Origin of the sequence: Roseovarius pacificus, assembly GCF_900142665.1 — a bacterium.
Taxonomy (GTDB): domain Bacteria; phylum Pseudomonadota; class Alphaproteobacteria; order Rhodobacterales; family Rhodobacteraceae; genus Roseovarius; species Roseovarius pacificus.
Genome location: NZ_FRBR01000001.1, coordinates 870,606 through 896,044, shown reverse-complemented (window position 1 = coordinate 896,044; position 25,439 = coordinate 870,606). Strand labels below are relative to the sequence as shown.

Below are 25,439 nucleotides of genomic sequence, written 5' to 3'. Positions count from 1 at the left end.
GAACATGCATGCATTACAGCCCGGATTTAGCCGGATATGGTTCTGCACTGCTTTGGAAAATGGCAGCCCGTAGGTCCGTCACACTATGTTATCGGCCAATCTCCATGCCTCTCAAATAGCCCTTTAAACTTGATACTTTAACTACCCTCCGTTATCAAGTTCTCTCAATCCTTCCCGCCAAATCTCATATTTTATGGTGGGAAAGGTGGTGGGAAGGGAGGATGAGCAGATGGGCAGACTTACCGCAAAAGCCGTTTCAGCGATCAAAGATGCCGGAATGCACGGTGACGGGCAGGGGCTCTATCTGCATGTCAGCAAGGGCGGCGCCAAAAGCTGGATCTTGCGTGTGACCGTCAAGGGCGAGGCGAAGCGCCGGGAGATAGGCCTTGGTGCCGTGTCTGCCTTGGGGCTTGCGGATGCCCGTGAGAAGGCGAGAGCGTTGCGCGCAGAGGCGCGGGCGGGTCGAAACCCAATCGCCTCCCGTGACAGAGAAATCATGACGTTTGAGCGGGCTGCGCGCGAACTGCATGAATCTTTAAAGCCGACCTTTAGAAGTGAAAAACACGCCAAGCAGTGGATCGCCTCGCTGGAGTATGAAGCGAACGGTGTTTTCAAGAAACTAGGGCATCGAAAGATCGAAGACATTGGCCGCGATGATGTTTTGTCGGTCTTGGCGCCGATCTGGACAACGAAGCATCCTACCGCCAAGCGACTGCGGCAGCGTATAGAAGCGATTTTCGATTGGGCGATTGGCAAGAGCCAGCATCCGGGCCCGAACCCCGTAGACGGGGCGCTACGGCGCGCTCTGGGCAAGGGCGCACGGAAGCCGAAGCATCACGCCGCCTTGCCTTGGCGTCAGGTTCCCGAATTCGTGGGGGAACTGGCTGAGCGGAAAGCGATAGCGGCCCGATGCTTTGAGTTCATCATCTTGACCGCGGTTCGCAGCGGAGAGGCGCGCGGTGCGACATGGAATGAGATCGACCTTGAAAACCGGGTTTGGATTATTCCCGCTGAGCGCATGAAGGCTGAGAGCGAACATCGTGTGCCGCTGTCCGAACCCACCATTGCGATTTTGGAGCAGGTGAGGGGGCTCGATCCGGTTTATCCGTTCCCGTCGCCCCGCGACGGAGGGAAGCCCCTTAGCGTCAACGCCTTCCGCCCACTGTTGGCGCGTATGGGCAAGGAAGGCCTGACGGTTCACGGATTCCGTTCAACCTTCCGCGATTGGTGCGGAGAGTCTGCCCATGCTGATCGCCAGGTTGCCGAGGCTGCGCTTGCTCATACGGTGGCCGGTGTCGAGGGTGCCTATTTCAGATCCGACCTTTTCGAGCGCCGGCGGGAACTCATGGACGCGTGGGGCCGCTATGCAACGGGCGCCTCTGGCGAAGTTGTGGAACTGGTGCGGGCATGAGTGAACGCGTCCTGCCGATCTTGGATGAGAAGGGAAATTTCATCCCGGCGGCATCCGTATTGCTATGCGGAATTATGGCCTTTCCGGATGATCTCGTTTCGGCTCGTTCATACCATCAGACAGAGTTATTTTTCATTAGACATATGGAAGACGTAATGGGTGATGTTCAAATAGATGACATTGAGATTCCCGAAGCCTATGAGCATCTTTCAAAACTTGTAGACCGGAAACTTAAGGCAGGACTGACCGCAGGTGCCATGTGCTTGGATATTTGCGTTCAGGCAACGGCAGGTGGCAAACCATCGCTCAATAAAGCGAGACATTTCCTGTCGGGACTCGCGTCTCTTTCCAGAGAACGTAACCCAAAGTTGGCAACCATCGAGAAAAATGAAGAAAACAACGGCAAGTATGAAAGACAGTATCGTGACGTGTCGCATTTCTGGGCCGCAATCATCTATCAGGCCTTAACCACGCAAGACGAATGGACATGGAATGATTTTTGGCTTGATATGGTGGAAGACCGCGAAAAATTTCTTGAGTTTTTGGCAATATCTCATTCGATTTATCTAGATTTCGCCTCGGCGCTCTCGAACGAAATCCGTGCCCCTTGGGTTGTCCCGAGTGATCTGGACTTGCCGAAGGCCGTTGTAACCTACCAAATCAATGACTTTAGAGAAGAGTATCTCCGCAATTATAAGTCACTGACTGCCCGAGGCTACTGACTGCCCGAGGCTATGGGTAAATTGTTTACCCACATCACGAGCGATTTTGCCTGAGTAAAGTGGATTGCACCTGACATGAAAGGTGCGATCATGAATGATATTACCCGCGAACTTCTCAAGGATAAAGAAGTCGCCGCCATGCTCGGCGTCGGCATCGCGACTGTCTGGCGCTACGCCAAGTCGGGCCAGATACCAGCCCCCATCAGGTTCGGAAACTCCACGCGCTGGCGCGTCTCGGAGATCAGCGAATGGATTGAGGCCCAACAAGCAGCTTGAAAACGAGTGACCCCGCGCACGCGAAGTAACGCGGGGTCGGTCCAGCGGTCGGTGACAAGTCTCCTGGCGGGGATGTGACGGTGGCGCTGGATGCAGAATGCCTACCATGGGGCGAGATCGAAGGCAAAACGCAGTCCGAACGACCGAAGCGTGATCTCCGGCACAGTTGCAAAGGTGTCGAAAGTAGCGGTCAACGATTTGGGTCAGGCAACAGGCACCAGATCGGCCCAAGCGACGGCCCGGCTCCGGCCAGCAAGATCGCGAGGACATAGGGACTAACCTCGGCTTCGGCTGGGGCTAGTCGTCCTATGCCCTTCGCTCAAACCCTCACCATCCAGCAAGAGGGGACAACAGTAGAAGTAGAGAAATACGCGAGAAACTCGAAAATACCTGCCCACTTTCTGAAATCCACTCACCAAAGGAAACTCCATGACCGATACAACCATCACCCAGGAAGATTACATCACCGAAGTTCTTGCCAGCGTCGATACGGCGCTAAATGATCCTCATATCGAATGGGCCGATATCGACCTGATCCGAAACGAAGTTCAAATCGCATTGGAAGGCGCGAGATTGGTTGCTGAAACCATGCGTGAAGCCGCGCTCGATCCCGGCAAAGTCGCCTGGCCCCCGCAAACGGAATACGAACACCAGGTCCTGCAATTGCGCCGCGTGTTTGCCTTTGAAACGGTTCGCAACCGCTTCCGCCAAGCCCGCGAGAATGCCGCGCGCAAAGGCAAGAAAGGCGGTGCGAAATGACTTTCTTTCTCGATAACCTAACGAAAACGCCAACGATAGAAGGCCGCCAGCCCCCCGCTGACGTGAAAGCCCTCATAAAGCAGATGAACGCCCGGACCCGCGCGATGCAGGCCGATACGGTCGCGCAGGAGAACATGAACTCCGAACTCGGCACGATACACGAAGCGCGGGCATCCCGTTTCGGTGGCTTCATGAGGGCCATTCTGTCGCTCTTCGACCATACTAAACTTGGAGGATGACATGGCAAAACTGAACAAGATTGTTCGCCGCAATCCCCTTTCCCGCTTCACTCAGGTTGCACCGACCGGGGGGGCGGGTTTCGCGCTTTTGGCAGACGGTTTGGATCTTGCCTATGAGCGCCTTGAGCCCGCAGCTATCGAGGAACAGAAGCGCCGCGGTATGGAAGCGGGGCAACAGGCCGCCGCCGATCAGTTCGATGTGGATATCGAGCCGGGCGCGGCAGGCACGGTTTCTTCGCAGGGTCAGGCAGGAAATGCGGCGTGGCGCGATGCCATTGCCTCAATCGAAAGCGCGGGCAGCGGTGACTACAGCGCGATCGGGCCGGAAACCGCGAAGGGTAACCGCGCCTATGGCCGATACCAAGTCATGGACTTCAACATCGGGCCGTGGACGGAAAAGCACCTCGGGAAGCGGATGACGCCGCAGGAGTTTTTGAACGACAGAGAGGCACAGGACAGGGTATTTGATGCAGAATTTGGAGCAAACGTCGAAAAGTACGGAAGCCCGCAGGAGGCCGCATCCGTTTGGTTTACTGGTCGCCCGATATCGCAAGGGTCCGGGGCAAAGGACATTCTTGGCACAAGCGGTTCGGACTATGTTTCAAAGTTCAACCGATCCCTTGGGCAGCGGGCTATCTCAGCCGACACGTCAGGCACGATTTCCACGCAAGGCAAGCCGTCGATCACGATCCGCACCAGTGACGGGAAACTGCAACAGCGCCTGTATTCCCCGTTCTCGGGACCAATTCTGCAAGCGTACAACACTGCGGCAAAAGTGGCCTATCAGGCTGAAATCCTTGAAAAAGGAACGACTGACCTTCTGGAAATATCGCAACAATTCCCGCTAGACGCAGAGGGTTTTGCCGGTGCTGCGAAGGAATACGTGGATCAGATCGTTGAGGCTGCACCGTCGCAGTTGAAGCCGTATATCCGTGAGGAACTTGAGGCGGAGGCAACCCGCCGTGTTCGTGGCGTCATGACGGAGTATCACCGCGACACGCAGCAGCGGGCGAACAATTCCTCTCGGGCGCTGGTGGAGCGGTATTCCGACGAATACGCGGAAGCCATTGCATCCGGCGATCAGGGGCAGATCACAGCCGCACAATCGCGCTTGGACGGGGTGCTGCAAGCCCGTGAGAAACTGCCCGGCGTGGCGTGGACAGAGGAACAGTCGGCAAATGTGTTCATCGACAGCAGGAAGGCCGGCGAACGCCTGATCGAGCGCCAGAAGAAACAGCAGGCGGCAGATGCGAAGGAAGAGTTCGGCCTGATCATCGAATCCGCAAAGCGCGGTCTGACGGCTGATAACGAGGCCATTCTGAACGATCCTGCCATGACGGCCCTGCACCCGGAACTGGCGCAAGAGGCACTGGCTTTCACGGTCATCCGCGATCAGATGCCGGAGTTCCTGAAACTGACGCCGGATCAGATGGAGGAAGGCGTTCGGGAACTGCGCGGCAAGAAGATCACCGGAGATCTGGATATCAAGGTGATCGACGCGATGGATACCATCGCCAAGAACAGCCGTCGGGCGTGGAATGAAGACCCCGTTGCCGCCGCACAGCAGGCATTCAAGAACAACCCGCCACCGGAACTGCCCGATCTTACAGCGGATGATCCGTCGCAGTTCACCACGGCGCTGTCTGAGCGCGTCCGCTACATGAATGAGGAAGTGTTTGCGGGCGGGTATACCGACACGCAAGCCTATCTCAACAAGCAGGAATCCGAGGCTCTGGCCACGGCCTTGAGCAAGGACATGCCGCCAGAACTTCGCGCGGCCCTGTCTGCGGCCATTGTCGATGGAGCGGGCCCGGCGGCTGTCCGTATCTTCGATGAAATCGACGGTGACAGACTGACGCAGTTCTCTGGCAAGATGATGGCGGTCGGCGCGAACCCTGTTGTCGCCACGGAAATCCTGCGCGGGCAGAAGATCATGTCAGAGGGAACGGTTTCCATCCCGACCGAAAGCACCGTGCGCGATATGTTCAATGGAGACTTCGCACCGGCCTTTGCGGGACTTCCTGGCGGTATCGAAGCGCAGGCCGATGCGATGATGGCGGCCCGTGCGATCTATGCGAACCGGGCAGGGGGTGCAGAACTGGACGATGCCGGTAAAGAAGACCTGATGCGCCAGAGTATCAACGCGGCCCTCGGCGGCAGCAAGAACAAGCGTGGCCATGCAACAGGCGGTGTGCAGACGATCCTTAAAAATCAAACGCTGTTGCCCGTCGGCGTGTCAGGAATCGACGTAGAGGCCGCCATGCAGAAGGCGTTGACGGGAACCGCGCCACATAAAGGAAGAGGCCCTCTGTCCGCGATGGGAAACCTCGGCGCCGCGCTTTTCGACAGCACGTCGTATGAGCTCGATCCCGAAGTGTGGGCGGAAGCATCTGATCAAGGCACTCCGACACTTGGCGGCATTCCGACAATTGGCGGTGTGATTCCGAAGAGACTGATCGACGGCGGCAATGTCAGGCTGATTGCGGCGGGTCAGCAGGGATACCGGATGGAAGTGACCATCGGTTCCGGCACGTATGACGCAACGGATGCGAACGGCAAACTATTCTTCTTTGATTTGAACAAGTTGATGGAGGCCGCCATCGCCCCGAACGCTCCGCGTGGTTCATGGTGGATGCCTGGTTCTCCGACGCCCGACCGCGCGCCCCAAACCTGACAGCGGTATTGCCAAACAAGTGACAGAGCGGGCGCTGGCCTTACGGGGCTGGCGCTCACGCGCTATCAGCCAATCTATATATCAGCTTTCGTTCTTTTCATCAGAAACATGCCGATTGCGGCGAAGATCAGATTTGCAAAGACAATTCGGACTGCGAAAATGCTTCGGTGAAGCAGGTGCAAAGCCAATGCTTTGTGACATATCCAAGTGCGATGAATACCTGAACGCTGCAACGATCAAGCCCAAGACCGCAGCGACAATGAATTGCTTTCCCCACTGTTTCGTAAAGATCGCCAGAACATAATAGAAAATGATCGCAACAATAAGCGCTGCTATCCACATAGCTTGCCCTCCAATTTGAAAAGGTCGCTCCTCAATAGTCGGGTCCGCCGGGCAAGTCTGTCAACAAACTGGGTATATACTGCCGCCTCTTGCAACCGGCCCTCGGTATATACGGTATGGGTCTACCACATCTGAGGTGTTCTGAGAGTATGCTAAGGTGCTCTCATGGCTCAGAAAAACCGATATCTGTTTCGGGGGAGAATTTCGGAGCGCAAATTCCGCGATTTGTTGCGCCTGTTCGCGCTCGATATCACCGCCGACAAGGCCGCCGTTCTGACGGGTCTTCACCACAACACCGTCCTTGCACTCTATCGCCTGTTGCGCCTGCGCATGGCGGCGCTGGCCGAGGCGGATTGTCCGTTCCGAGGCCAGGTCGAACTGGACGAAAGCTATTTCGGCCCGATCCGCACACGCGGCCATCGCGGGCGGGGCAACCCGCGCAAGGTGCCTGTGTTCGGCATTCTCGAGCGTGGCGGCCGGGTGCATTGCCAGATCGTGAAAAACTGTTCGAAAGCAACGCTCCTGGCGATCATCGAGGGGCGCGTGGAGCTGTCGGCCGAGGTCGTCACCGATGGTTTCCGCTCCTATGACGGCCTGGTCGAGGCCGGCTTCACCCGCCACCACAGGATCAACAAATACTGGGATCGGGAGCATCCTGTCTATGCTGAGAACGGGGTCCACATCAACGGCATCGAGAGCTTCTGGAGCTACGCAAAGCGCCGCCATGCCAAGTTCAACGGCTTGCGACGATCCAGCTTCCCCACCTTCCTCAAGGAAACCGAATTCCGATTCAATACACGCGATCAGGACCTCTACAAGATCCTCCTCAAATCGTCCAGAATGAAACCTCTCAGACGCTGAGCTGTGGTAGACCCTACGGTATATACTTGATGTAATACAAACCGGCCCATGTAATACGCCGTTGTATTACAGATCAGGCGTCCATTTGCCCTGAAACAGATATCCGATTGGCCGATGAAAGGGGTTTTCCGTGGCTCCCGCGCGTGAAGAACTCCACCTTTTCCCCTTTCCCGCTCCCACTTTAAAACGCCCTTTCCCTTGTTTTGCAGGGTATCGGCTTTTCTGGAACGCCCAACAAAAGCGGCTGCAATGCGGGGTTTCCTGCGGGCATGTTGCAGGTATTTGCCCCGTGCAGTCCGAAATATGAACGCTGAGTGCGGTCTAAGGGTGTTTGTATGGGTTTGGGGTGCGGCAGGCTCCGCCTGTGCGCCTCTGGCGTGGTGCCTTACTGCGTGTTGTGTTCGGGCGTTTCGTCCTCGGCGGTTTCGCTCGGGTCTTGGATCTCGACCACTTTGCCGCCGGGTCTGACGAAAGCGTATTCGCCGCTGACGGTGCGGGCATCGACATGCACCGCCACTTGCGGCGCCTTGCCGTCACCGGCGAGGAATTCCACCATTCGGGCGCGGACTGTTTCCGACTGGGCGTTCTTCATCAAATCGAGCGCAACTTCGAAGGCTCGGGCTTTGTAAAACGCCCTGCTGCTTTCGCTTTCCAGCACGAACTTGTGCTGCACTTCCTGCTGGTATTCCTTCACCTCTGGCCGCTGTAGTGCCTTGTGGAAGCCGTTCGCGGACATGCCACCGGCCTTTGCCGCGTCGGCAATGGACAGGCCGTCACGGACCCGTGCATGCACACAGGCACGAACCTTTGCTGAAATGCGCTTCGATCGGGCGGGGAGTGGATGAATATCTGCCATGCGCCCAAGATACGCGCCCAGAGGCGCCGGCACATGCACAGGAGGGGCCAAAGTGATTGACGCCAAGTTTTTGAGAACGGTTCAGGCGGCAGGCTGGCACATTGAAAGCGCCTCCGAAGAGGCCGTAACCGGCAGATGCCCCGCGCACGGGTGCCAGCAATGCGCCACTCTGAAACCGGGCGGTGATATCCCCGCGGTTGACCCAGACGGGCACAGGGACCACCGGGACATACCCGTAGAGACCTTTGACGATCTGCGCGGCCACCTGCGCCACAGGCGGGAACAGTTGGGCCTGACGATCAAGGAAACCGAGGAAATTGGGGGTATCGCGCAAGACCACCTTGCCAAGTTCGAGAAGGACGACAGCCGACGGCTGCCAAACGCTCAAACAGCCATCGAGTGGGCCCAGGCGCTTGGGTACGAAGTGGTATTGCGTCCAGGCCCAATGACAGCCCTTGGCCTTCGAACAATTGCCGACACGCGGTCGAAGCTGAAACACCGAAGGCGTCGGTTTGAGATCGAAGCAGAGTGGCGCGCCGGACCGGAGTCAGAACGTCCGAAGGTTGGGCCCAAGCCGAAGATTTATTCCTCGGGCTAGAATGCATGATTTTCTGTAGGTTTGGGTTGTCAGGTGGCGTACAATTTAAAGTATTCAGCTGCCGCGATTTGTTCTATTGGCCGCACTTCGTACTTCACGGTTCCGGGATTTCAGATTGGGCCATATTAAACGAATGGGTATTGATAGATGAAGGGAAGAGACCGCAACAAACTCTGTTGGTGTGGTTCTGGCAAGAAACAAAAAAAATGCCATTGGGATCGAGAAAATCAGCAGAGAGACAACCCTTGGGTTGCGGTGGACCAAAACAAGAAAGCATTTTCCCGAAAGCGTTGTCTGGCATGCGATGCAGGCTTGGGGCCTTGTGAGGGCCCTGTGGTCAAAGCTCACACGGTTTCGCGCCGTCCAAATTTGGCAAAGATTGCCGTAAACGGTCATGTGCTGCACTACACTGCAAGCATCAAGGACTTGAGCAAAAATGCTGGTAAACTTTCCATAAATAGGATCGGCATCAAAGACGCTTCAGTATTTCATGGCTTTTGCAGCAAGCATGACCGTGAATTATTCTCCTGCATTGAAAACGAGCCTTTTGTCGGTCAACCAAATCAATGCCTAGCAATAGCGTATCGGACAATTAGTCGGGAACTCTATGGGAAGGATGCTGCTGCGCATCTACGTGAGACACTTCGCGGAGGCGACAAAGGAAAGCATCATATTGAACAGGTAATTTTCCAGAGGATGCTTGACGATATCAACACTGGAAATGAAGCTGCCCGTCGCGACGCGAGTGCCACACATAAATGGCTGACATCTGCGCTCGTCAACAATCAACCTGATATAATTGGTTCACTCATTTTGGAGTTTGATGCACCATTGCCATTCATGTGTGCAGGTGCCTGGTCACCATTTACAGACTTTAACGGAAATGTGCTTCAGGACGGGTATTTAGATCCGCTACTTGAACAGATATTCGTCTCTTCATTTGCTGGTGACAATAGTGCAATGCTTTGTATTTCGTGGCGGAACATTGAAAACGCTCCTGGTAAAGTCATTGCAGGGCAAATAGCGGAACTTCCAGCTGATCAGCAGGCTTCAGCATTCTTGCAACTAGTGGTGAAGCACATAGAAAATATATTCTTCAACCCGGATTGGTTTGAGGGCTTGGGTAAAGAGCAGAGAGAACAGTTACTCGAGTTAGCAAGTGACGGGTTGGATAGTATGGGTGGCGTTCCATCTTCCCCCGTACGTTTGGGGGTAGATTTTCAATTACCGGCATGCTCGAGATTATTTCGACAATAGTTATTTAGAAATGAAAATTTCAGAAGGCGTTCAAATTGAAATGCCGCGCGAGCGCTGGTGGACTATACCTTTTCCGGCGCGCGAATTTTGCCCCCACCCCCCCTAATCGGGCCTCATATATAGCGCGATAGGGGGCGGGGGTCTGATCGACCGGCACCGCCCCCCCTTGGCCTACGCTACAACCTTGGGCGATCTGTCCTGCTGTTCCAGCTTTTCCAGATTGAGGACCAAGTCTTGCGCCCTTTCATGGGCGATCCACGCCATTGCAGCAACAGCGTTGGCCATGTCGGGATCATCGTTCATTTTGGAGATACCTTCCAGCAGCCCGGCCAGCATGGTTGCATCCGTCTGGCAGTCGTTAATCGTCTTCATGTCGTTCCCTCTCGATTTGATGCTGACTCGGACCATTCCGAGCCAAGGGCGATAAGTTCGAGATTGGAGACAGACTTTTTCCCGATGGTGGGAAAAGTGGTGGGACGATCTGAGGGTGCCTCGGTTTACCCTGTAAATTCAATTACTTGTCTGGGTAACGTGGCAGCCCGTAGGGGAATCGAACCCCTCTTTCCAGGTTGAAAACCTGGCGTCCTAACCGATAGACGAACGGGCCATGCCGTGGCGTGAGGCGTTACCTAGAAAAAACCCGGCCCCGACGCAAGAGGCATTTTGCAAAAAAGTGCATGTCCGCGATCTTTTAATCAGGGCCGTTTCGCAAACCCCTTGTAAACATGGAATTTGCAGGGCTCAGCTCGTGGCCGGAGCAGCGTCTTCGAGGCGCAGTTGTACGGTTTGACGGCCGCCCCAACTGTTGATGTCCAGCCGACCGGCCAAATGGAATCGCGCCCCGCCGTGATTTTCCAGAGCGGGTCCGAGCGGGCCGTCGAACGCGCCGAAGGCGATGGCGTCGATCTGGCCGGACAGCCCGTCGCCAAAGCGCAGTTTCAGGTGCGAGTCACCCACCCGTTTGGCAAATCCGATGCTCATGTCGGGAAAGACATAGCGCGGCCCCGGCGCACCTGCGCCGAAGGGGCCTGCGCTGTCGATCTGTTCGACCAGATCGACGCTGGCTGCGCCCGGCATCAGGACCCCATCCACTCGCAGGTCGGCGGGGCCGGTGCTGCCTGCCCCCTGACGTTTCAGCAATATTGAGAGCCGCTCCATCGCCGCGTCCAGTTGGTCGCGCGCCACGGTCAGGCCCGCGGCCATGCGGTGCCCGCCCCCTTTGATCAAGAGCCCTTCGGCCGCCAGCCGTTGGATCGAAGCCCCCAGATCGACGCCCGAGACCGACCGGCCCGACCCCTTGCCCTCGTCCCCGTCCAGCCCGATCACGATGGCGGGGCGGTTGGTCAGTTCCTTGAGGCGCGAGGCGACGATCCCCACAACACCGGGATGCCAGCCTTCGCCTGCGGCCCAGACCAGCGGGGCCTCCAGCCCGCGTGCCTCGGCCTGTTCCAGTGCGGCGGCGCGCACGGCGGCTTCGACCTCGCGCCGGTCGGTGTTGAGCTGATCCAGTTTTTCAGCCAGTGCACGGGCCTCGGACGGGTCGCGGGTGGCCAGCAGGCGGGCGCCCAGATCAGCCTTGCCAATCCGTCCGCCGGCATTGATGCGCGGCCCCAGAACAAACCCGAGATGATAGGCCGTCGGTGCAGTATCCAGACGCGCGATGTCGCCGAGTGCGACAAGGCCCGGACGATCCCGGTGTGCCATGATCCGCAGGCCCTGTCGCACGAAGGCGCGGTTGACCCCCTTGAGCGGCGCGACATCCGCCACGGTGGCCAGCGCGACAAGATCCAGCATCGCCATCAGGTCGGGGCCTTTCTGCCCGGCCTCGCGCAACTGGCGGCCCGCCTCGACCAGCATAAGGAACACCACCGCGGCGGCGCAGAGATGCGCCAGATCGCCGGATTCGTCTTGCCGATTGGGGTTTACCACGGCCAGCGCCTCGGGCAGGGTTTCGCCGCCCAGGTGGTGATCGAGAACAATCACGTCCGCCCCCTTTGCGGCGGCGATGGCATCGTGGCTGAGCGTGCCGCAATCGACGCAGACGATCAGGTCGTGCCGGGCCGCCAGATCGGCCATGGCCGGTTCGTTGGGGCCGTACCCTTCGTCAATGCGATCGGGAATATACAGTGTGGCTTGCAGCCCCATCTGGCGCAGCCAGTCGATCAGCAGCGCTGCCGAACTGCCGCCATCCACATCGTAATCGGCAAAGATCGCTATCTTTTGCCGGGTGGTTGCGGCTTGCAGAAAACGCGTTGCCGCAACTTCCATGTCTTTCAGGCTGTGCGGGTCGGGCAAAAGGTCGCGCAATTGCGGAGCGAGATAGGTTTCCGCCTCGGCCTCGGGAACGCCAAGCCGCGCCAGTGTCTGGCACAGCGGACGGGGCAGGGCGGTGGACTGGGCCATTGCCTCGGCCAGGCGCTCGACCTCCGGGCCGGGGCCGATCCAGCGCCGACCGCTCAGCGATTGGGTGATCCCCAGATAGGCGTCCACCACCGCCCCGTGATCTCAGCGAATGGGGTTGCGGTAGATCATGCGGCGCAGCGATCCGGTTTTCGAGCGCATCAGAACGGTTTCTGTTTCCACATAGGTGTCGCGCTGCTTGATACCCGACACGACCGAACCGTTGGTCACGCCTGTTGCCGCGATGATAACGTCGGCGGTCACCATTTCATCGCGCGAATAGACACGATCCAGATCGGTGATCCCCGCCTTGGCGGCGCGTCCCTTTTCGTCGTCGTTGCGGAACAGCAACCGGCCCCACATCTGCCCGCCCATGCATTTCAGCGCGCTGGCGCCCAGAACGCCCTCGGGGGCACCGCCTGCACCCATATACATGTCGATGCCGGTCAGATCCGGCTCTGCACAGTGCATGACACCGGCTACGTCACCGTCCGAGATCATGTAGATCGCGGCGCCGGTCGCACGCACATCGGCAATCATCTCCTCATGGCGGGGACGTTCCAGAATGCAGACCGTGATGTCGGAGGGTTTGCAGCCCTTGGCCTTGGCCAGTGCCTCGACCCGCTCACGCGGGCTCATGTCGAGCGAGACGACATCCTTGGGGTAACCCGGCCCGATGGCCAGCTTGTCCATGTAAACATCCGGCGCGTGCAGCAGCGTGCCGCGCGGGGCCATGGCGATGACGGTCAGCGCATTGGGCATGGCCTTGGCGGTCAGCGTCGTGCCTTCCAGAGGATCGAGCGCGATATCCACGCCGGGGCCGTCGCCGGTGCCGACCTCTTCGCCGATATACAGCATGGGCGCTTCGTCGCGTTCACCTTCGCCGATGACGACGACGCCCTTGATCGCCAGCATGTTCAGTTGTTCGCGCATGGCGTTCACCGCCGCCTGGTCGGCGGCTTTCTCGTCGCCGCGACCGATCAGGTCGGCGCAGGCCAGGGCGGCTGCCTCGGATACACGGGCAAGGCCCAGAGAAAGCATGCGGTCGTTGAAATCGGCAGGGGCTGTCATGGCAATTCCTTGGTGTTTTCGTTCTTTTCAAGCCTGCCAAGCATTAGCGGCAGGACCGGTGTGGCACAAGTGCGGGTTCAAACCGTTTCGATCCGCAGGGCGACGGGGGCCGAGGCGATCACATCCAGTTTTGTCATTGCATCCAGCGCACCGTCGAGTGCGGTGCGGGTGGTTTTATGGGTCACGATCAGCACCGGTGCGGTCGTGTCGTCATGGCGATACTGGCGCATCCGGTTGATCGAGATGCCTGCTTCGCCCAGAACGGTGGCGACCTTAGCCAGGGCACCGGGTTTGTCTTCGAGCGACATGCGCAGGTAATAGGGGGCCGGTGTGGCTGCACGCGCCGGTTTCGCCTGTTGAAGTTCTGTTGCGGGCTGGCCGAACGTGGACAGGCGAATGCCGCGGGCGATGTCCATCACATCCGCCATTACCGCACTTGCGGTTGGGCCTTCTCCCGCGCCGGGGCCGCGCAGCACGATCTGTTCGACCATATCGCCTTCGAGAACCACCATGTTGGTGCCGCCTTCGAGCTGGCCAAGGGGGCTGCTGGCGGGGACGAGACAGGGCGACATGCGCTGTTCCAGCCCGCGCCCGGTCAGTTGTGCGACGCCCAGCAGTTTGATGCGATACCCCATGTCGGCGGCGTGGCTGATATCCTCCAGCGTGACGGACTGGATGCCCTCCAGTTCCACGGCGTCGAAATTCACCTGCGTACCGAAGGCGATCGAAGACAGAAGCGCCAGCTTGTGCCCGGCGTCGATACCGCCCACGTCGAGATTGGGGTCGGCTTCGAGATAGCCCAGCTTGTCGGCCTCTTCGAACAGGGCGTTATAGCCCTGTCCGGTGGCCTGCATCCGGGTCAGGATATAGTTGCAGGTGCCGTTCATCACGCCCATCACGCGGGTGATGTCGTTGCCGGCCAGCCCTTCGGTCAGGGCCTTGATGACCGGGATGCCACCCGCCACAGCGGCTTCGAACCGCAAGACGCTTCCGGCGGATTCTGCTGCTTTTGCAAGGGCTTGGCCGTGATGCGCCAGCATGGCCTTGTTGGCCGTGACCACGTCCTTGCCTGCGGCGATGGCGGCTTCGGTTGCGGCCTTGGCGGGTCCGTCGCTGCCGCCCATCAGTTCCACGAACACGTCCACGTCATCGCGTGTGGCCAGTGCAACGGGGTCGTCTTCCCATGCGTAGTCGGACAGGTTGACGCCGCGATCCTTGTCGCGGGTGCGGGCGGACACGGCGGTAATGGCAACCGGGCGTCCGGCGCGGGCGGCCAGCAGTTCCGCCTTTTGGCGGACGATCTTGACGACGCCGGTTCCGACAGTGCCGAGTCCGGCGATACCAAGGCGCAGAGGGTCTGTCATGTCGGTCTCCAATCGTCACATGTCGGCGGCTATCGAAGCGCGATGTAACGGGTTCGACAGTGCCTTGCAACGCGGGTTTTGCGCGAAATGCGTTGTTATTCAACGCCTCGGGACATGCGGGAGCGTGTTTGGCTGTCGACCACGCTGCCGCTGAGGCGGGCGGCACGGGTGCGCAGGCGAGCGATGCGGGCTTCCATCGTGGCGGTGTCGGTGTCTTCGATCCTGTTCCCGGGAACACCGGCGCGCAGGGTTTCGACGGGCTCCAGAGTCATGTAGGGGGCGTTGCGGGCCTCTTCGCTGACGGTGTCCTCAAGCGCGGGGAATTGAGTGCATCCGGTTGCGAAAACCGCTGTCAGGGCCAGGAAAACAAGGGCATCGGAGCGCATCGGCGGGGAACCTCGGAGCGTGGTGTTGTTTCCCTCTTGCCACTGTTTGGCCCTCAAGGGCAAGCGGGGGCTTTGATTTGAACGGGTGTTCAGATAATTCTGGGATCATGGCCAGAACCCAGGGATCACATTCCGATATCACCGGCCCGCGTGTGCGGGAGGCGGCGCTGCGGCTGTTTGCTGAAAACGGTTATGCTGCTGTTTCCATGAGACAAATCGCCGGTGAAGTGGGGGTGCAGGCGGGGGCGCTGTATAATTACACGCCCGACAAGCAGAGCCTTCTGTTCGACCTGATGAAAGGGCATATGGACGATCTGCTGCGGGCGTGGGCGGCTCAATCCGTGCCCGAGACTCCGCAGATGGCACTGGAGCAATTCACCCGGTTTCATATCCGGTTTCACCATGACCGGCCCGAAGCGGTGTTCGTGTCCTATATGGAGTTGCGCAACCTGACGCCGGAAAATTTCGAGGTAATCGAAGGGCTTAGGCGCAGGTACGAAAACCAGTTGGAAGCGATCCTGCGCCGTGGCGTGGCCGCCGGGGTCTTTGATGTGGCCGATCCGAAGATCGCGGCGATGGCGGTGATCGCGATGCTGACGGGGGTCAATACATGGTATCGCGAGGAAGGGCGGTTGAGCCTGCCGGAGGTCGAACAGATCTACTGGAGCATGGTGCGCAAGGCGGTGTCGGCCTGATTTTGGGCGAATCGCGGTTAACAGACTGACCCGCAAAGATATTCCGGTTCGGTATCATGTCGGTATGACGTCGGTATCGCGTCGGTGCGGGACACCGAAACACCGGGGGTAACGGGGCGCGCGCAGGTCGAAACGTACGAAATGGACGCGGGTTTCGTACGAAACGCGAAACGCATTTCGCGGCATGGCCCGTAACGTACCGGAAAACCTTATCGTTGTGACTTGGTCGGATTGCTGTTGCCCCCAGACTCTATTCCGATAGTTTTTGTCGTGATTGTATCTTTGGAACGGTCTCAGCGCTCAGGTGTTCGCAGGGCGCGGATGTGGCTCGCCCATGGACTTTGTAAGGACCGGACATGCCCGTATCGAGACCGATGAACTATGCGCACCTGATTTCCGTAAATGTCAATGACGGTAGTTCAGTCGGAATGACCTGGCTGCCGGAAATGCCTCTTGAGCTACATACAAGTCTTCAGTTGGGACGTGCCACGCCCGAGGAGTTCCCCGAGGGTCAGGCTCTGCTGATCCGCAAGTTGGCCAAGGGCAAGGTTCCCGAGGTGATAGGCATGTCGACGGGGCCGTTCGTTCTGGCGCCGATCCTGCGGGAGTTTCTGGAAACGCACGAACCCGGCGTGCATCGGTTTTTCCCGGTTCGCATCCTGACGGAAAAACCGGAGAACGGAACAACCGAACACGGCCTGCACTGGCTGCTGTTGCCGCCCCCACCCGTGGACTGTCTGGATTTCGAAGGCACAGTGTTCAGATACGACGCCCAAGGCAAACCCTGGTCGCGCAGAAGGGACGACAACTGGTGTTGGGGAGGAGGGGTGCCTTCGGACCCGGATGAACCTTGCGCATTTCATGGAGATAAGGTGCAGGGACGGCATGTGTGGCGCTACACGACCGGGATCATGCGGGGCCGCTTTATGAGTAGATACGCCTGTTCGATGGAATTCTGGCGATTTTATCGCGCCCACAGGATGTTGGGCTGGGCATCTGGTAAAATATGCACAGTGGAGTAACAGGGTACCCGCTCGTATCACCACACTTGCCTTTCTCCGGCGGGGCGGTGATGGTGCCGATATCGCCAGCAAAGGACCTGCCGCCATGACCGATGACTGCCTGTTTTGCCGGATCGCCAAGGGTGAGTTGCCCGCCCATCGGGTGTACGAGGACGAGCACATCATGGCCTTTCTGGACCTGCACCCCATTCGTGCGGGGCATGCGCTGGTCATTCCCAAGGCGCATCATGTCTGGTTCGAGGATTTGCCCGAAGATCTGGCGACGCGGATCACCACCTGCGCGCAGGTGCTGGCGCGGCGGATGAAGGCGCTTTACGGGGTCGAGAGGGTGTCGATGTTCTATACCGGCATTCATGTGCCGCACGCCCATGCACATGTGGTGCCGATGCATCATGTGCACGATGTATCGTCGCAGATATATCTGAAAGACGGGCCCGAAGGATATTCCCTGCCGCCGCAACTGGCGGATGAGCGGATGGCCGAAATCGCGCGGGATTTGCAGGCGGCGTTCGGAGCGGAGTGAACGGGCAGGGCCTGTGGTCCTGAAGAGCATAACATAGCTCGGATATATCCCATCCCCGGATCGCTTGCGATCCGGTTCGCGCCCGACCCCGCCCCCCAGGGCGGGCGCGAACCTGCCGTTGCTTCTTTTCCCTTACGGGAAGACCTTCGTCAGTGCGCGGGCTTGATGAAGGTGCCGTTGCGCAACTCGCGCATGGCCTGTTGCAACTCCTCGGTCGTGTTCATCACGATGGGGCCGTGCCATGCGACGGGTTCCTGAATGGGCGCGCCCGAGATCAGAAGGAAACGGATGCCCTGTTCCCCGGCCTGCACCGTTACCTCGTCGCCGGTGCCGAAGCGGATCAGCGTGCGGTTGCCGGACATGTCGCGGATGTTGACCTCTTCGCCCATGACCTCCTTTTCCAGCAGCACGCCCGAGGGCTGGCTGGCATCGGCAAAGGCGCCGGCCCCTTCGAACACATAGGCGAAGGCGCGGCGGTAGGTATCGACCCGGAAGGTCTTTTTCACGCCCGGCGGCACGCTGATATCCAGGTATTGCGGATCGGCGGCGATCCCGTCCACGGGGCCGCGCCTGCCCCAGAAATCGCCCACGATCACGCGCACGGTGGTGCCGTCGTCATCGGTGATCTCGGGGATGTCGCCGGATTTGACATCCTGATAGCGCGGCGCGGTCATCTTGTGCGCCGAGGGCAGGTTGGCCCAGAGTTGGAAGCCGTGCATCTGGCCCTGTGCGTTTCCCTTGGGCATTTCCTGATGCAGGATGCCCGACCCGGCGGTCATCCATTGCACATCGCCCGCCCCCAATGTGCCGCTGTTGCCAAGGCTGTCGCCGTGATCGACGGTGCCGGACAGGACATAGGTGATGGTTTCGATCCCGCGATGGGGGTGCCACGGGAATCCCTGTTCGAACTTCGCCGGGTCGTCGTTGCGGAAATCGTCGAACAACAGGAACGGGTCCAGTTCCGACGGGTGGTGGAAGCCGAAAGCCCGGTGCAGGTGAACGCCTGCACCTTCCGTCGTGGGTTGGGCGAGGCGGGTTTCAAGCGTGGGTCTGATGGACATGGCGCATCTCCTTTCACTTTATCAGGTAACGTCTGGCGCCGGGTTCGCAACAGGGAGGGCTGTGGCGGGGCGAACCGGGGCTGTGCGGAAATGTGAAATGGCGGGTCGGTGACGGCTTTTTCTCGCATCGGTTCCGGTTTCGGGGTAAGCGGCCTGCAAAAGGAGACGACGATGAGCGATGAGGTGCTGGCGGTGATTTCCGCCTCGGCCCCGCGGCGGGTGCTGGGGCTGGGCGCGATACTGGTTCTGGGGGTGGTCGCGGTTTACGTGGCGCTGGCGCGCCCGCCGGAAAACCCGGTATGGATGGCGTTCCTGCTGGTTCTGGGCATCGGGGCGCTGTGGCTGGCGGAGAGGATGCGCCGGGCGACGGCGCACCGGCTGGAACTGACGCGCAGTGAGGTGCGCAGCTCGTCGGGCGAGGTGCTGGCGCGGGTCGCCGATGTGGAGGCGGTCGAACGCGGGGCGTTCGCCTTCAAGCCGTCAAACGGGTTCATGCTGCGCCTGCGGGCAGGGGCGGACACGGGGCGCAGGCGGTGGGAGCCGGGCCTGTGGTGGCGCATGGGCCGCCGGGTGGGGGTGGGCGGTGTCACGCCGGGCCACCAGGCCAAGGCGATGGCCGAAATCCTGTCGGCGTTGATATTGGAAGACCGCTGAGGCCGGGGGACGATCGGCTCAGCAGCCGATGCATTTGACCTGTTCGGCGAAGCGTGGGCTGGTGAAAACACGGGTCTCGACGCCGATATCCTTGTCAAAACCGACAGCCAGCGCAGGATGGTATTTGGAATAGGATTCGACCTGAATCAGGTGTTCGCCATTGCCCATGATCGGCAGGATGTCGTGCCTGGTCCTGATCTCGTCGGTGGTCAGTTCCTTGAGTGGCCCGGTGCCGCGGACCTGTGACCAGACGATGGCGTATTCGTCATCGTCCTTGTTATAGATGATGACCGATATGCGGATCTGGTCCTGGGTGGTGCTGTTGGTGAAATCGTCGAACAGGGTCTTGGTGTTGTCGATATAGGTCGGCGTCAGGCTGCTTTGTTCGCGCGAGATCATGTCGACGACCGTATAGCTCGCCTTTTCGCGGATGCTCTTGTAGCGGTACATCTCGAAAAATTCGGAGGTCGCCGCGACGGCCCAGAACAGGATCGGGACGATGATCACGGCCTCGACGGTCACGGTGCCGTGGGTGGCGTCGCGAAAGCGGGCGAGATAATTTTTCAGGTGAATGAACATCGGCATTTTACTCATGGCTCTTGTACGAAAGCGGCCATAGACACCACGGCGGCCTGCCCGCTGCTGTCTTTTTTCAATGCCCTGCCGAGCGTCGCTTCGGGCATGAGCGGGCTGTATTTCAGGCAGGCGCGCAACAGCATGAGCTGGTTGGTCTGGCCGGGATCGAATTTTCGCACGGGCCTGGTCGGTTCCGCGGCGTCGGTGCAATCGGGAACCGGATCGAGGCTGGCATAGGCGCGGATGTCCACGGGCTTCATTTCAAGCCGCAGGTTTTCCTTGCAGTTTCCGCCCAGCCTGGAAAAATCGCAAACCATGTTCTTGATCGTGGGGTGATCGGGCGGGATGGCGTAGCCCAGCCGGATTTGCCGCACGGTCAGATCGAGGCCGCGTTCCAGAAGCGCGTGGCGCAACGTGATCAGGCTGAGTTCGATCGAAAACACCAGCAGTGCGATGAACACAGGGACGATGATCACGAACTCGACCGAGGCGTTGCCCTCGTCGTCGCGCCTGAACCGCGCAAGCCTGCTGCGAAGGAAACGGATCACTGGGTGAGCCTCAGCTTCTGGACATTGGCGGCGATGGAGCCGAAGGCCTGTTTGATGTTCACCGTGTTGGCGTTATAGTGATAGTCTTCTTCCGAGGCGCAGTTCCTGAGCTTGCCCGCGGCACTGCTCTGAGTGCCCATCTCAAAGGCGATGGTGAAGATCAGGACATTGTCCTTTTCCTTGGTCGCGGCACAGATCGAGCTCATGCGGCTGTCCTTGTCGGACGGGCTGATGCTGCCCGAGCCATAGCGCGAGAACTGGTCGTCGGGGGTGCTGTCGCCGCTGACACGGCGATAGTAATCCGGTGACATCATACCCCAGGCTTCTTCCCACTTCAGGGAAGTTTGTTCGATGATGTAGGGGTAAAGATCGTCGAGGCTCGAGTAATAGTTGTTGTTCTCCGGTTCGTAGTAGTCTTTGGATTTTCTGGGCGTGTAGATGTAGTATCCGGTCAACTCTTCGCTGCCGCGGGTGTAGTCACACTCCCAGGTGCCGACATAGGTCTGTCCGCCCCACCAGCCGCTCCGCTCGTATTCATCGGTGCCGCAATCGGACTCGCGGGTCGAATACTCGAGGATCCTGTCGTACCGGTCCACCAGTTTGGCGCGTTCGAATTTCTTTTCGTTGTATTTGACGAAATAGAGGTTTGAGTTCGGCCCGCGGTAGTCGTTCCAGGTGTGATGCTTGGGCACGTCCGGGTCGATCAGGTCATTGGGGTCATTCAGATGATAGGACCAGTCGTTTGCGCCATCGCCCATCAGGATGATGATCTTGCGCACCTGACCCGTCGTGTAGAGCGCGGGCAGGTCGTTGATATCGGGGTTGACGATGTTGTAGATGATGGGATTGCCGTATTCGTCGGTTCCTGCGCGGTCTTTCTGAAGGTCGGCGACCACCGGGCGGAATGCCGGGTCGATCAACGCGGAGGCCCATTTCATGCCCATGTCCGCCGAGGTACTGCCTGCGGCCTTGAGCGAGTCGATCTTCGCCGCCAGCGGGGCATAGGTGCTTGCGTAAGGCAGGATGCGGAAATAGTCGTCGGTAAAGCACGTGCGGTTATAGGCGCTCGAGCTGCCGTATTCCACGTTGCCATTGCCGACCTCGCCGAAATCGCCATAGACCGAGGTGAAAATCGTCTGGGCATAGGCGCGATCGGGGTCGATCGAGGAACTGTTGAATTCATCGTCGGTGAAGTCCAGACAGGTTGAGTAGCCATGCTGCTTGTCGACTGCAAGCACGTCGAATATTTCCTTTGGCGGGGTGACGTTCCAGCTGTAGGGAACGATGGAAATGGTGGTGGAGCCTTCGTCCGACTTGTTCAGGACGTCGCTGACGAATTCCTTGGCAGCTTCCTTCAGTTTTGTCAGGCGGGTGCCGGCCATCGAGCCCGACACGTCGAGCGCCAGAACGATTTCCATCTTGGGCGATGCGATGGCGGCTGTGGAGACGCCCCCTGCGTTCAGCGTGTCGATCCCCGACAGTTTCATCAGCAACGTGTTCATCGTCATCGAGGCGGAGGCCGTCACGCGTTTGCTGTTGATGCCGGCGTCGATATCCTTGTCGGGGTCGATCTCGTGCAGGTATTCCTGCAATCCGGCGGCGTCGAAGTAATCTTCGACGATGTTCTTGATATCCTCATTTGTCGCTCCGGCCGGAGCGCCCGCACCCGCAAGCACGGCGCTGTCCAGCGTCGCCTGAATGTGCGTGCGCTGCATTTCGTGGCGCATCGTGTCGATACCAAGGCCCGCAGCGGCCAGCATTATGACAAAGAAGAAGAGCGCGAGAATGACCATCGCGCCGGAGTCTTCGGAGGCGAACGCACGGGCCCGTGCATTGAATTTTTCGGGAAATTTCAGCGCGCTCCATGAAGCGATCATTGCACGTTTGAAATGCGTCTTAGCCGAACCTGTCATGCTCACACCTTTCGGGGGAAAACATCCCCTGTAACGGACTCCGAGGCAGGCTGTATTAATGAATTATATGGCGAAAATAAGGCGAAAAACCGCCTCTAATGCATTGTTTATACGGAGATTTTACGCAATCTTGCCGAGTCCCGATCATTGTTCGCGAAGTTCCGACAATGCTGTGGTCCGGCAGGGGTAAACCAACAGTTCGCGTCATGGTTGTCAAGGTGATTTTGGGGGGTGAAAACGAATTGCACAAGTTTCAGGCGGTATGGGTGGACAAAATTGTCGCAGGCATTAACCATGTTCCCACGATTGCGGTGTATTGATCGCAGCGGCCGGAGACACTCCGGAGGTATAAGGGAGACCCGTGATGTCAGCCATTAAAGAACCGACCTTTCGCGAAAGCGTGGACCTGATGTTCAACCGCGCGGTGGCGCTGATGGATCTGCCGCCCGGCATGGAGGAAAAGATCAGGGTCTGCAACGCGACATACACGGTGCGGTTCGGTGTGCGCCTGCGCGGCGAGATGCATACATTCGTGGGCTACCGCAGTGTTCATTCGGAACATATGGAGCCGGTCAAGGGCGGTATCCGCTACGCCACCGAGGTCAATCAGGACGAGGTCGAGGCTCTGGCCGCGCTGATGACCTACAAATGCGCACTGGTGGAGGCGCCGTTTGGCGGCTCGAAGGGCGGTTTGTGCGTGGACCCGCGCGAATGGGACGAGTACGAACTTGAACGGATTACCCGCCGGTTCGCCTATGAACTGGCCAAGCGCGACCTGATCCACCCCAGTCAGAACGTGCCGGCCCCCGATATGGGGACGGGCGAACGTGAAATGGCATGGATCGCCGATCAGTACCGGCGCATGAACACCACCGATATCAACGCGCGGGCCTGCGTGACCGGCAAGCCGGTGAACGCGGGCGGCATTCAGGGCCGGACCGAGGCCACGGGCCGGGGCGTGCAATATGCCCTGCGTGAATTTTTCCGCCACCCCGAGGATATCAAGGTTGCCGGTCTGAGCGGGTCGCTCGATGGCAAGCGTGTGATCGTACAGGGCCTTGGCAACGTGGGGTATCACGCCGCCAAGTTCCTGAGCGAAGAAGACGGTTGCAAAATCATCGCGGTGATCGAACGGGATGGTGGCCTTTATGATCCCGAAGGTCTGAATATCGAAGAACTGCACAAATGGATCGCCAAACATGGCGGGGTCGATGGATATCCGTCCGGGCAGTTCATCCGGGACGGATCGAAATATCTGGAGGAAGAGTGCGATATCCTGATCCCGGCCGCGCTGGAAGGGGTGATCAACCTTGGCAATGCCGACAACATCAAGGCCCCGCTGATCATCGAGGCGGCGAACGGGCCGGTGACCGCCGGAGCAGATGAGATTCTGCGCAACAAGGGGATTGTGATCATCCCCGACATGTATGCCAACGCGGGCGGTGTGACGGTATCGTATTTCGAATGGGTCAAGAACCTGAGCCATATCCGCTTTGGCCGCATGGGCCGCCGCCAGGAAGAGGCACGCCATGAACTGATCGTGCGCGAACTGGAAAAGCTGGACGATCATCTGGGCGATGCCTGGACCATGTCGCCCAATTTCAAGGAGAGATACCTGCGCGGCGCGGGTGAGCTGGAACTGGTGCGTTCGGGGCTGGACGACACGATGCGCACGGCCTACCAGTCCATGCGCGAGATCTGGCACTCGCGCGAGGATTGCGACGACCTGCGTACCGCGGCCTATCTGGTGTCGATCGAGAAGGTTGCGGCCAGCTATCGCGCGCTCGGGCTGTAGCGTCAGGCTGGCGCGCCGCGGCGCGCACATCTTGTCATCCGATACTGAAATGGCCGGGGCGTTGCCCCGGCCATTCGCCGTTTTGATCATTGCGTTTTGAGTGGGCTCTTGGTTCAGTTCCAGGGAAGGATCAGGGAGTGGGTGATGCGGTTTTCAGGTCTGCGCGTTCTCAGGGAAGGCTTGAGCGGAAACAAGGGCTGGCAGGCGCAATGGCGCGATGCAGAGCCCGGGGATGCCTATGACGTGGTGATCATCGGCGGCGGCGGGCATGGGCTGTCCACGGCCTATTACCTGGCGCGGGAACACGGGATCACCAATGTCGCCGTTCTGGAAAAGGGATATCTGGGCGGCGGGAACGTGGGGCGCAACACCACCATCGTGCGCGCCAATTACTTCCTGCCCGGCAATTCGGAGTTCTACAGCCATTCCCTGAAACTGTGGGAGGGGCTGGAGGCGGACCTGAACTATAACGTGATGCACAGCCAGCGCGGGCAGATCGGGCTGTTTCATTCCGATGCGCAGCGCGATGCGGCGATCCGGCGGGGCAACGCGATCCGCAATCAGGGCGACGATGCCGAGTTGCTGGACGTGCCGCAGTTGAAGAAGATCCTGCCCTATCTCGACTATGAACAGGCGCGGTTTCCGATACATGGCGGCATTCTGCAGAGGCGCGCGGGCACGGCGCGTCATGACGCGGTGGCCTGGGGCTATGCGCGCGGCGCCAGCGACCGGGGCGTCGACCTGATCCAGAATTGCGAGGTGACGGGGATCGACATCGAGGGCGGGCGCGTGACCGGGGTGCAGACCAGCCGCGGCGCGATCCGGGCAAAGAAGGTCGCGGTGATCGTGGCCGGGCGATCGAGCCAGGTGGCGGCGATGGCGGGGATGCGCCTGCCGATCGAAAGCCATGTCTTGCAGGCGTTCGTCACCGAGGGGCTGAAGCCGGTGGTCGACCATGTGGTGAGCTTTGGCATGGGGCATTTCTATATCAGTCAGTCGGACAAGGGCGGGCTGGTGTTCGGGGGCGATCTGGATATGTATGCCTCGTACGCGGCGCGCGGGAACCTGCCTTTGGTCGAGCATGTCATGGAGGCCGGCATGGCCCTGATGCCGATGATCGGCAAGGCGAAGGTCCTGCGCAGCTGGGGCGGGATCATGGACATGACGCCGGATGGCTCGCCCATCATCGACCATTCGGGGATCGGCGGGCTCTATCTGAATTGCGGTTGGTGCTATGGCGGGTTCAAGGCGGTGCCGGGCTCGGGCTTTTCCATGGCGCATCTGGTGGCGACGGATCGCCACCACGGCCCGGCGGCGCGGTTCCGGCTGGACCGGTTCCGCACGGGCCGGGGGCTGATGGACGAAGAAGGCACCGGCAGCCAGCACAGCCTGCACTGACGGCGCAGGTCCGAGAGGGCGGGATATGAGTATTTTGA

At 59.3% G+C, this 25,439-nt stretch carries 26 protein-coding genes and 1 tRNA gene; 15 read left to right on the top strand and 12 right to left on the bottom strand.

The features are described 5' to 3' along the window. Window positions 1-229: 229 nt before the first annotated feature. The 6 genes from BUB53_RS04290 (at window position 230) to BUB53_RS04265 (ending at window position 6,081) form a co-directional block, all read left to right on the top strand. Window positions 230-1,411: a tyrosine-type recombinase/integrase gene (locus BUB53_RS04290; RefSeq protein WP_073033723.1), complete on the top strand. Its 1,182-nt coding sequence runs from the start codon at window positions 230-232 to the stop codon at window positions 1,409-1,411. Beyond that, window positions 1,408-2,133 carry a hypothetical protein gene (locus BUB53_RS04285; protein ID WP_073033073.1) on the top strand — a complete coding sequence of 242 codons (726 nt, stop codon included), beginning with the start codon at window positions 1,408-1,410 and terminating at the stop codon, window positions 2,131-2,133. Before BUB53_RS04290 ends, BUB53_RS04285 begins: the two co-directional genes overlap by 4 nt. 75 nt (window positions 2,134-2,208) lie before the next feature. Beyond that, entirely contained in the window at window positions 2,209-2,409 is a 201-nt protein-coding gene (locus BUB53_RS04280) for a helix-turn-helix transcriptional regulator (protein ID WP_084728867.1), read from the top strand. Window positions 2,410-2,838: 429 nt separating this feature from the next. Further along, entirely contained in the window at window positions 2,839-3,168 is a 330-nt protein-coding gene (locus tag BUB53_RS04275) for a hypothetical protein (protein ID WP_073033069.1), read from the top strand. Beyond that, window positions 3,165-3,407, top strand: a complete 243-nt coding sequence (locus BUB53_RS22705) for a hypothetical protein (RefSeq protein ID WP_073033066.1) — start codon at window positions 3,165-3,167, stop codon at window positions 3,405-3,407. Before BUB53_RS04275 ends, BUB53_RS22705 begins: the two co-directional genes overlap by 4 nt. Before the next feature lies 1 nt (window position 3,408). Then, entirely contained in the window at window positions 3,409-6,081 is a 2,673-nt protein-coding gene (locus BUB53_RS04265) for a hypothetical protein (protein WP_073033064.1), read from the top strand. 81 nt (window positions 6,082-6,162) lie between these two features. Here BUB53_RS04265 and BUB53_RS04260 read toward each other — a convergent pair whose 3' ends face one another. Beyond that, on the bottom strand, window positions 6,163-6,423 hold the full coding sequence (locus BUB53_RS04260) for a hypothetical protein (protein WP_073033062.1): 261 nt from the start codon (window positions 6,421-6,423) through the stop codon (window positions 6,163-6,165). Window positions 6,424-6,588: 165 nt separating this feature from the next. Between BUB53_RS04260 and BUB53_RS04255 the strand changes: the two genes are divergently transcribed. Then, the gene (locus BUB53_RS04255) at window positions 6,589-7,284 is read left to right on the top strand and encodes an IS1595 family transposase (protein WP_073033061.1); all 696 of its coding nucleotides are present in this window, start codon (window positions 6,589-6,591) and stop codon (window positions 7,282-7,284) included. A 385-nt stretch (window positions 7,285-7,669) separates the two neighbouring features. Here BUB53_RS04255 and BUB53_RS04250 read toward each other — a convergent pair whose 3' ends face one another. Then, on the bottom strand, window positions 7,670-8,140 hold the full coding sequence (locus BUB53_RS04250) for a hypothetical protein (RefSeq protein ID WP_143163125.1): 471 nt from the start codon (window positions 8,138-8,140) through the stop codon (window positions 7,670-7,672). A gap of 52 nt (window positions 8,141-8,192) precedes the next feature. On the opposite strand from BUB53_RS04250, the gene BUB53_RS04245 reads away from it, so the two are divergent. Continuing rightward, on the top strand, window positions 8,193-8,738 hold the full coding sequence (locus BUB53_RS04245; RefSeq protein WP_073033057.1) for a helix-turn-helix domain-containing protein: 546 nt from the start codon (window positions 8,193-8,195) through the stop codon (window positions 8,736-8,738). Window positions 8,739-8,885: 147 nt separating this feature from the next. After that, entirely contained in the window at window positions 8,886-9,995 is a 1,110-nt protein-coding gene (locus BUB53_RS22220) for an SEC-C domain-containing protein (RefSeq protein WP_084728861.1), read from the top strand. A 171-nt stretch (window positions 9,996-10,166) separates the two neighbouring features. Here BUB53_RS22220 and BUB53_RS04240 read toward each other — a convergent pair whose 3' ends face one another. The 6 genes from BUB53_RS04240 to BUB53_RS04215 all read right to left on the bottom strand — a co-directional run bounded on the left by BUB53_RS04240 (window position 10,167) and on the right by BUB53_RS04215 (window position 15,216). Beyond that, window positions 10,167-10,367, bottom strand: coding sequence for a hypothetical protein (locus BUB53_RS04240; RefSeq protein WP_073033055.1), 201 nt, complete (start codon window positions 10,365-10,367; stop codon window positions 10,167-10,169). A gap of 160 nt (window positions 10,368-10,527) precedes the next feature. Further along, a tRNA-Glu gene (locus tag BUB53_RS04235) sits at window positions 10,528-10,602 on the bottom strand. Window positions 10,603-10,736: 134 nt separating this feature from the next. Continuing rightward, complete coding sequence (recJ, locus tag BUB53_RS04230; RefSeq protein WP_143163124.1) at window positions 10,737-12,488, bottom strand: single-stranded-DNA-specific exonuclease RecJ; 1,752 nt, start codon at window positions 12,486-12,488, stop codon at window positions 10,737-10,739. Window positions 12,489-12,500: 12 nt separating this feature from the next. Continuing rightward, complete coding sequence (gene glpX, locus BUB53_RS04225) at window positions 12,501-13,466, bottom strand: class II fructose-bisphosphatase (protein WP_073033053.1); 966 nt, start codon at window positions 13,464-13,466, stop codon at window positions 12,501-12,503. A gap of 77 nt (window positions 13,467-13,543) precedes the next feature. Beyond that, the gene (locus BUB53_RS04220; RefSeq protein ID WP_073033051.1) at window positions 13,544-14,830 is read right to left on the bottom strand and encodes a homoserine dehydrogenase; all 1,287 of its coding nucleotides are present in this window, start codon (window positions 14,828-14,830) and stop codon (window positions 13,544-13,546) included. 95 nt (window positions 14,831-14,925) lie between these two features. Further along, on the bottom strand, window positions 14,926-15,216 hold the full coding sequence (locus BUB53_RS04215; RefSeq protein WP_073033049.1) for a hypothetical protein: 291 nt from the start codon (window positions 15,214-15,216) through the stop codon (window positions 14,926-14,928). Between the two features lie 107 nt (window positions 15,217-15,323). Here BUB53_RS04215 and BUB53_RS04210 point away from each other — a divergent pair, with 107 nt between their 5' ends. The 3 genes from BUB53_RS04210 to BUB53_RS04200 all read left to right on the top strand — a co-directional run bounded on the left by BUB53_RS04210 (window position 15,324) and on the right by BUB53_RS04200 (window position 17,456). Then, complete coding sequence (locus tag BUB53_RS04210; RefSeq protein WP_073033047.1) at window positions 15,324-15,911, top strand: TetR/AcrR family transcriptional regulator; 588 nt, start codon at window positions 15,324-15,326, stop codon at window positions 15,909-15,911. A 374-nt stretch (window positions 15,912-16,285) separates the two neighbouring features. After that, a complete protein-coding gene (locus BUB53_RS04205; RefSeq protein WP_143163123.1) occupies window positions 16,286-16,933 on the top strand; it encodes an imm11 family protein in 648 nt (215 codons plus the stop codon). Window positions 16,934-17,018: 85 nt separating this feature from the next. Further along, window positions 17,019-17,456, top strand: a complete 438-nt coding sequence (locus BUB53_RS04200; RefSeq protein ID WP_073033043.1) for an HIT family protein — start codon at window positions 17,019-17,021, stop codon at window positions 17,454-17,456. 149 nt (window positions 17,457-17,605) lie between these two features. On the opposite strand, the gene BUB53_RS04195 is transcribed toward BUB53_RS04200, so the two are convergent. Beyond that, window positions 17,606-18,517 (bottom strand): pirin family protein, encoded by a 912-nt coding sequence (locus BUB53_RS04195; protein ID WP_073033041.1) that lies wholly within the window; start codon window positions 18,515-18,517, stop codon window positions 17,606-17,608. 171 nt (window positions 18,518-18,688) lie between these two features. On the opposite strand from BUB53_RS04195, the gene BUB53_RS04190 reads away from it, so the two are divergent. Next, a complete protein-coding gene (locus BUB53_RS04190; RefSeq protein WP_073033039.1) occupies window positions 18,689-19,171 on the top strand; it encodes a hypothetical protein in 483 nt (160 codons plus the stop codon). Window positions 19,172-19,189: 18 nt separating this feature from the next. Here BUB53_RS04190 and BUB53_RS04185 read toward each other — a convergent pair whose 3' ends face one another. From BUB53_RS04185 to BUB53_RS04175, 3 genes are read right to left on the bottom strand one after another with little or no spacing between them, the layout of a single operon-like run. Next, on the bottom strand, window positions 19,190-19,756 hold the full coding sequence (locus tag BUB53_RS04185; RefSeq protein WP_073033037.1) for a TadE/TadG family type IV pilus assembly protein: 567 nt from the start codon (window positions 19,754-19,756) through the stop codon (window positions 19,190-19,192). A gap of 5 nt (window positions 19,757-19,761) precedes the next feature. Next, entirely contained in the window at window positions 19,762-20,295 is a 534-nt protein-coding gene (locus BUB53_RS04180) for a TadE/TadG family type IV pilus assembly protein (RefSeq protein WP_073033035.1), read from the bottom strand. After that, complete coding sequence (locus BUB53_RS04175; RefSeq protein WP_084728857.1) at window positions 20,292-22,208, bottom strand: VWA domain-containing protein; 1,917 nt, start codon at window positions 22,206-22,208, stop codon at window positions 20,292-20,294. The genes BUB53_RS04180 and BUB53_RS04175 overlap by 4 nt, the downstream gene beginning before the upstream one ends. A gap of 364 nt (window positions 22,209-22,572) precedes the next feature. On the opposite strand from BUB53_RS04175, the gene BUB53_RS04170 reads away from it, so the two are divergent. Continuing rightward, window positions 22,573-24,003 (top strand): Glu/Leu/Phe/Val family dehydrogenase, encoded by a 1,431-nt coding sequence (locus tag BUB53_RS04170; protein ID WP_073033033.1) that lies wholly within the window; start codon window positions 22,573-22,575, stop codon window positions 24,001-24,003. Window positions 24,004-24,147: 144 nt separating this feature from the next. Next, window positions 24,148-25,401, top strand: coding sequence for a sarcosine oxidase subunit beta family protein (locus BUB53_RS04165; protein WP_073033024.1), 1,254 nt, complete (start codon window positions 24,148-24,150; stop codon window positions 25,399-25,401). Window positions 25,402-25,439 lie beyond the last annotated feature (38 nt).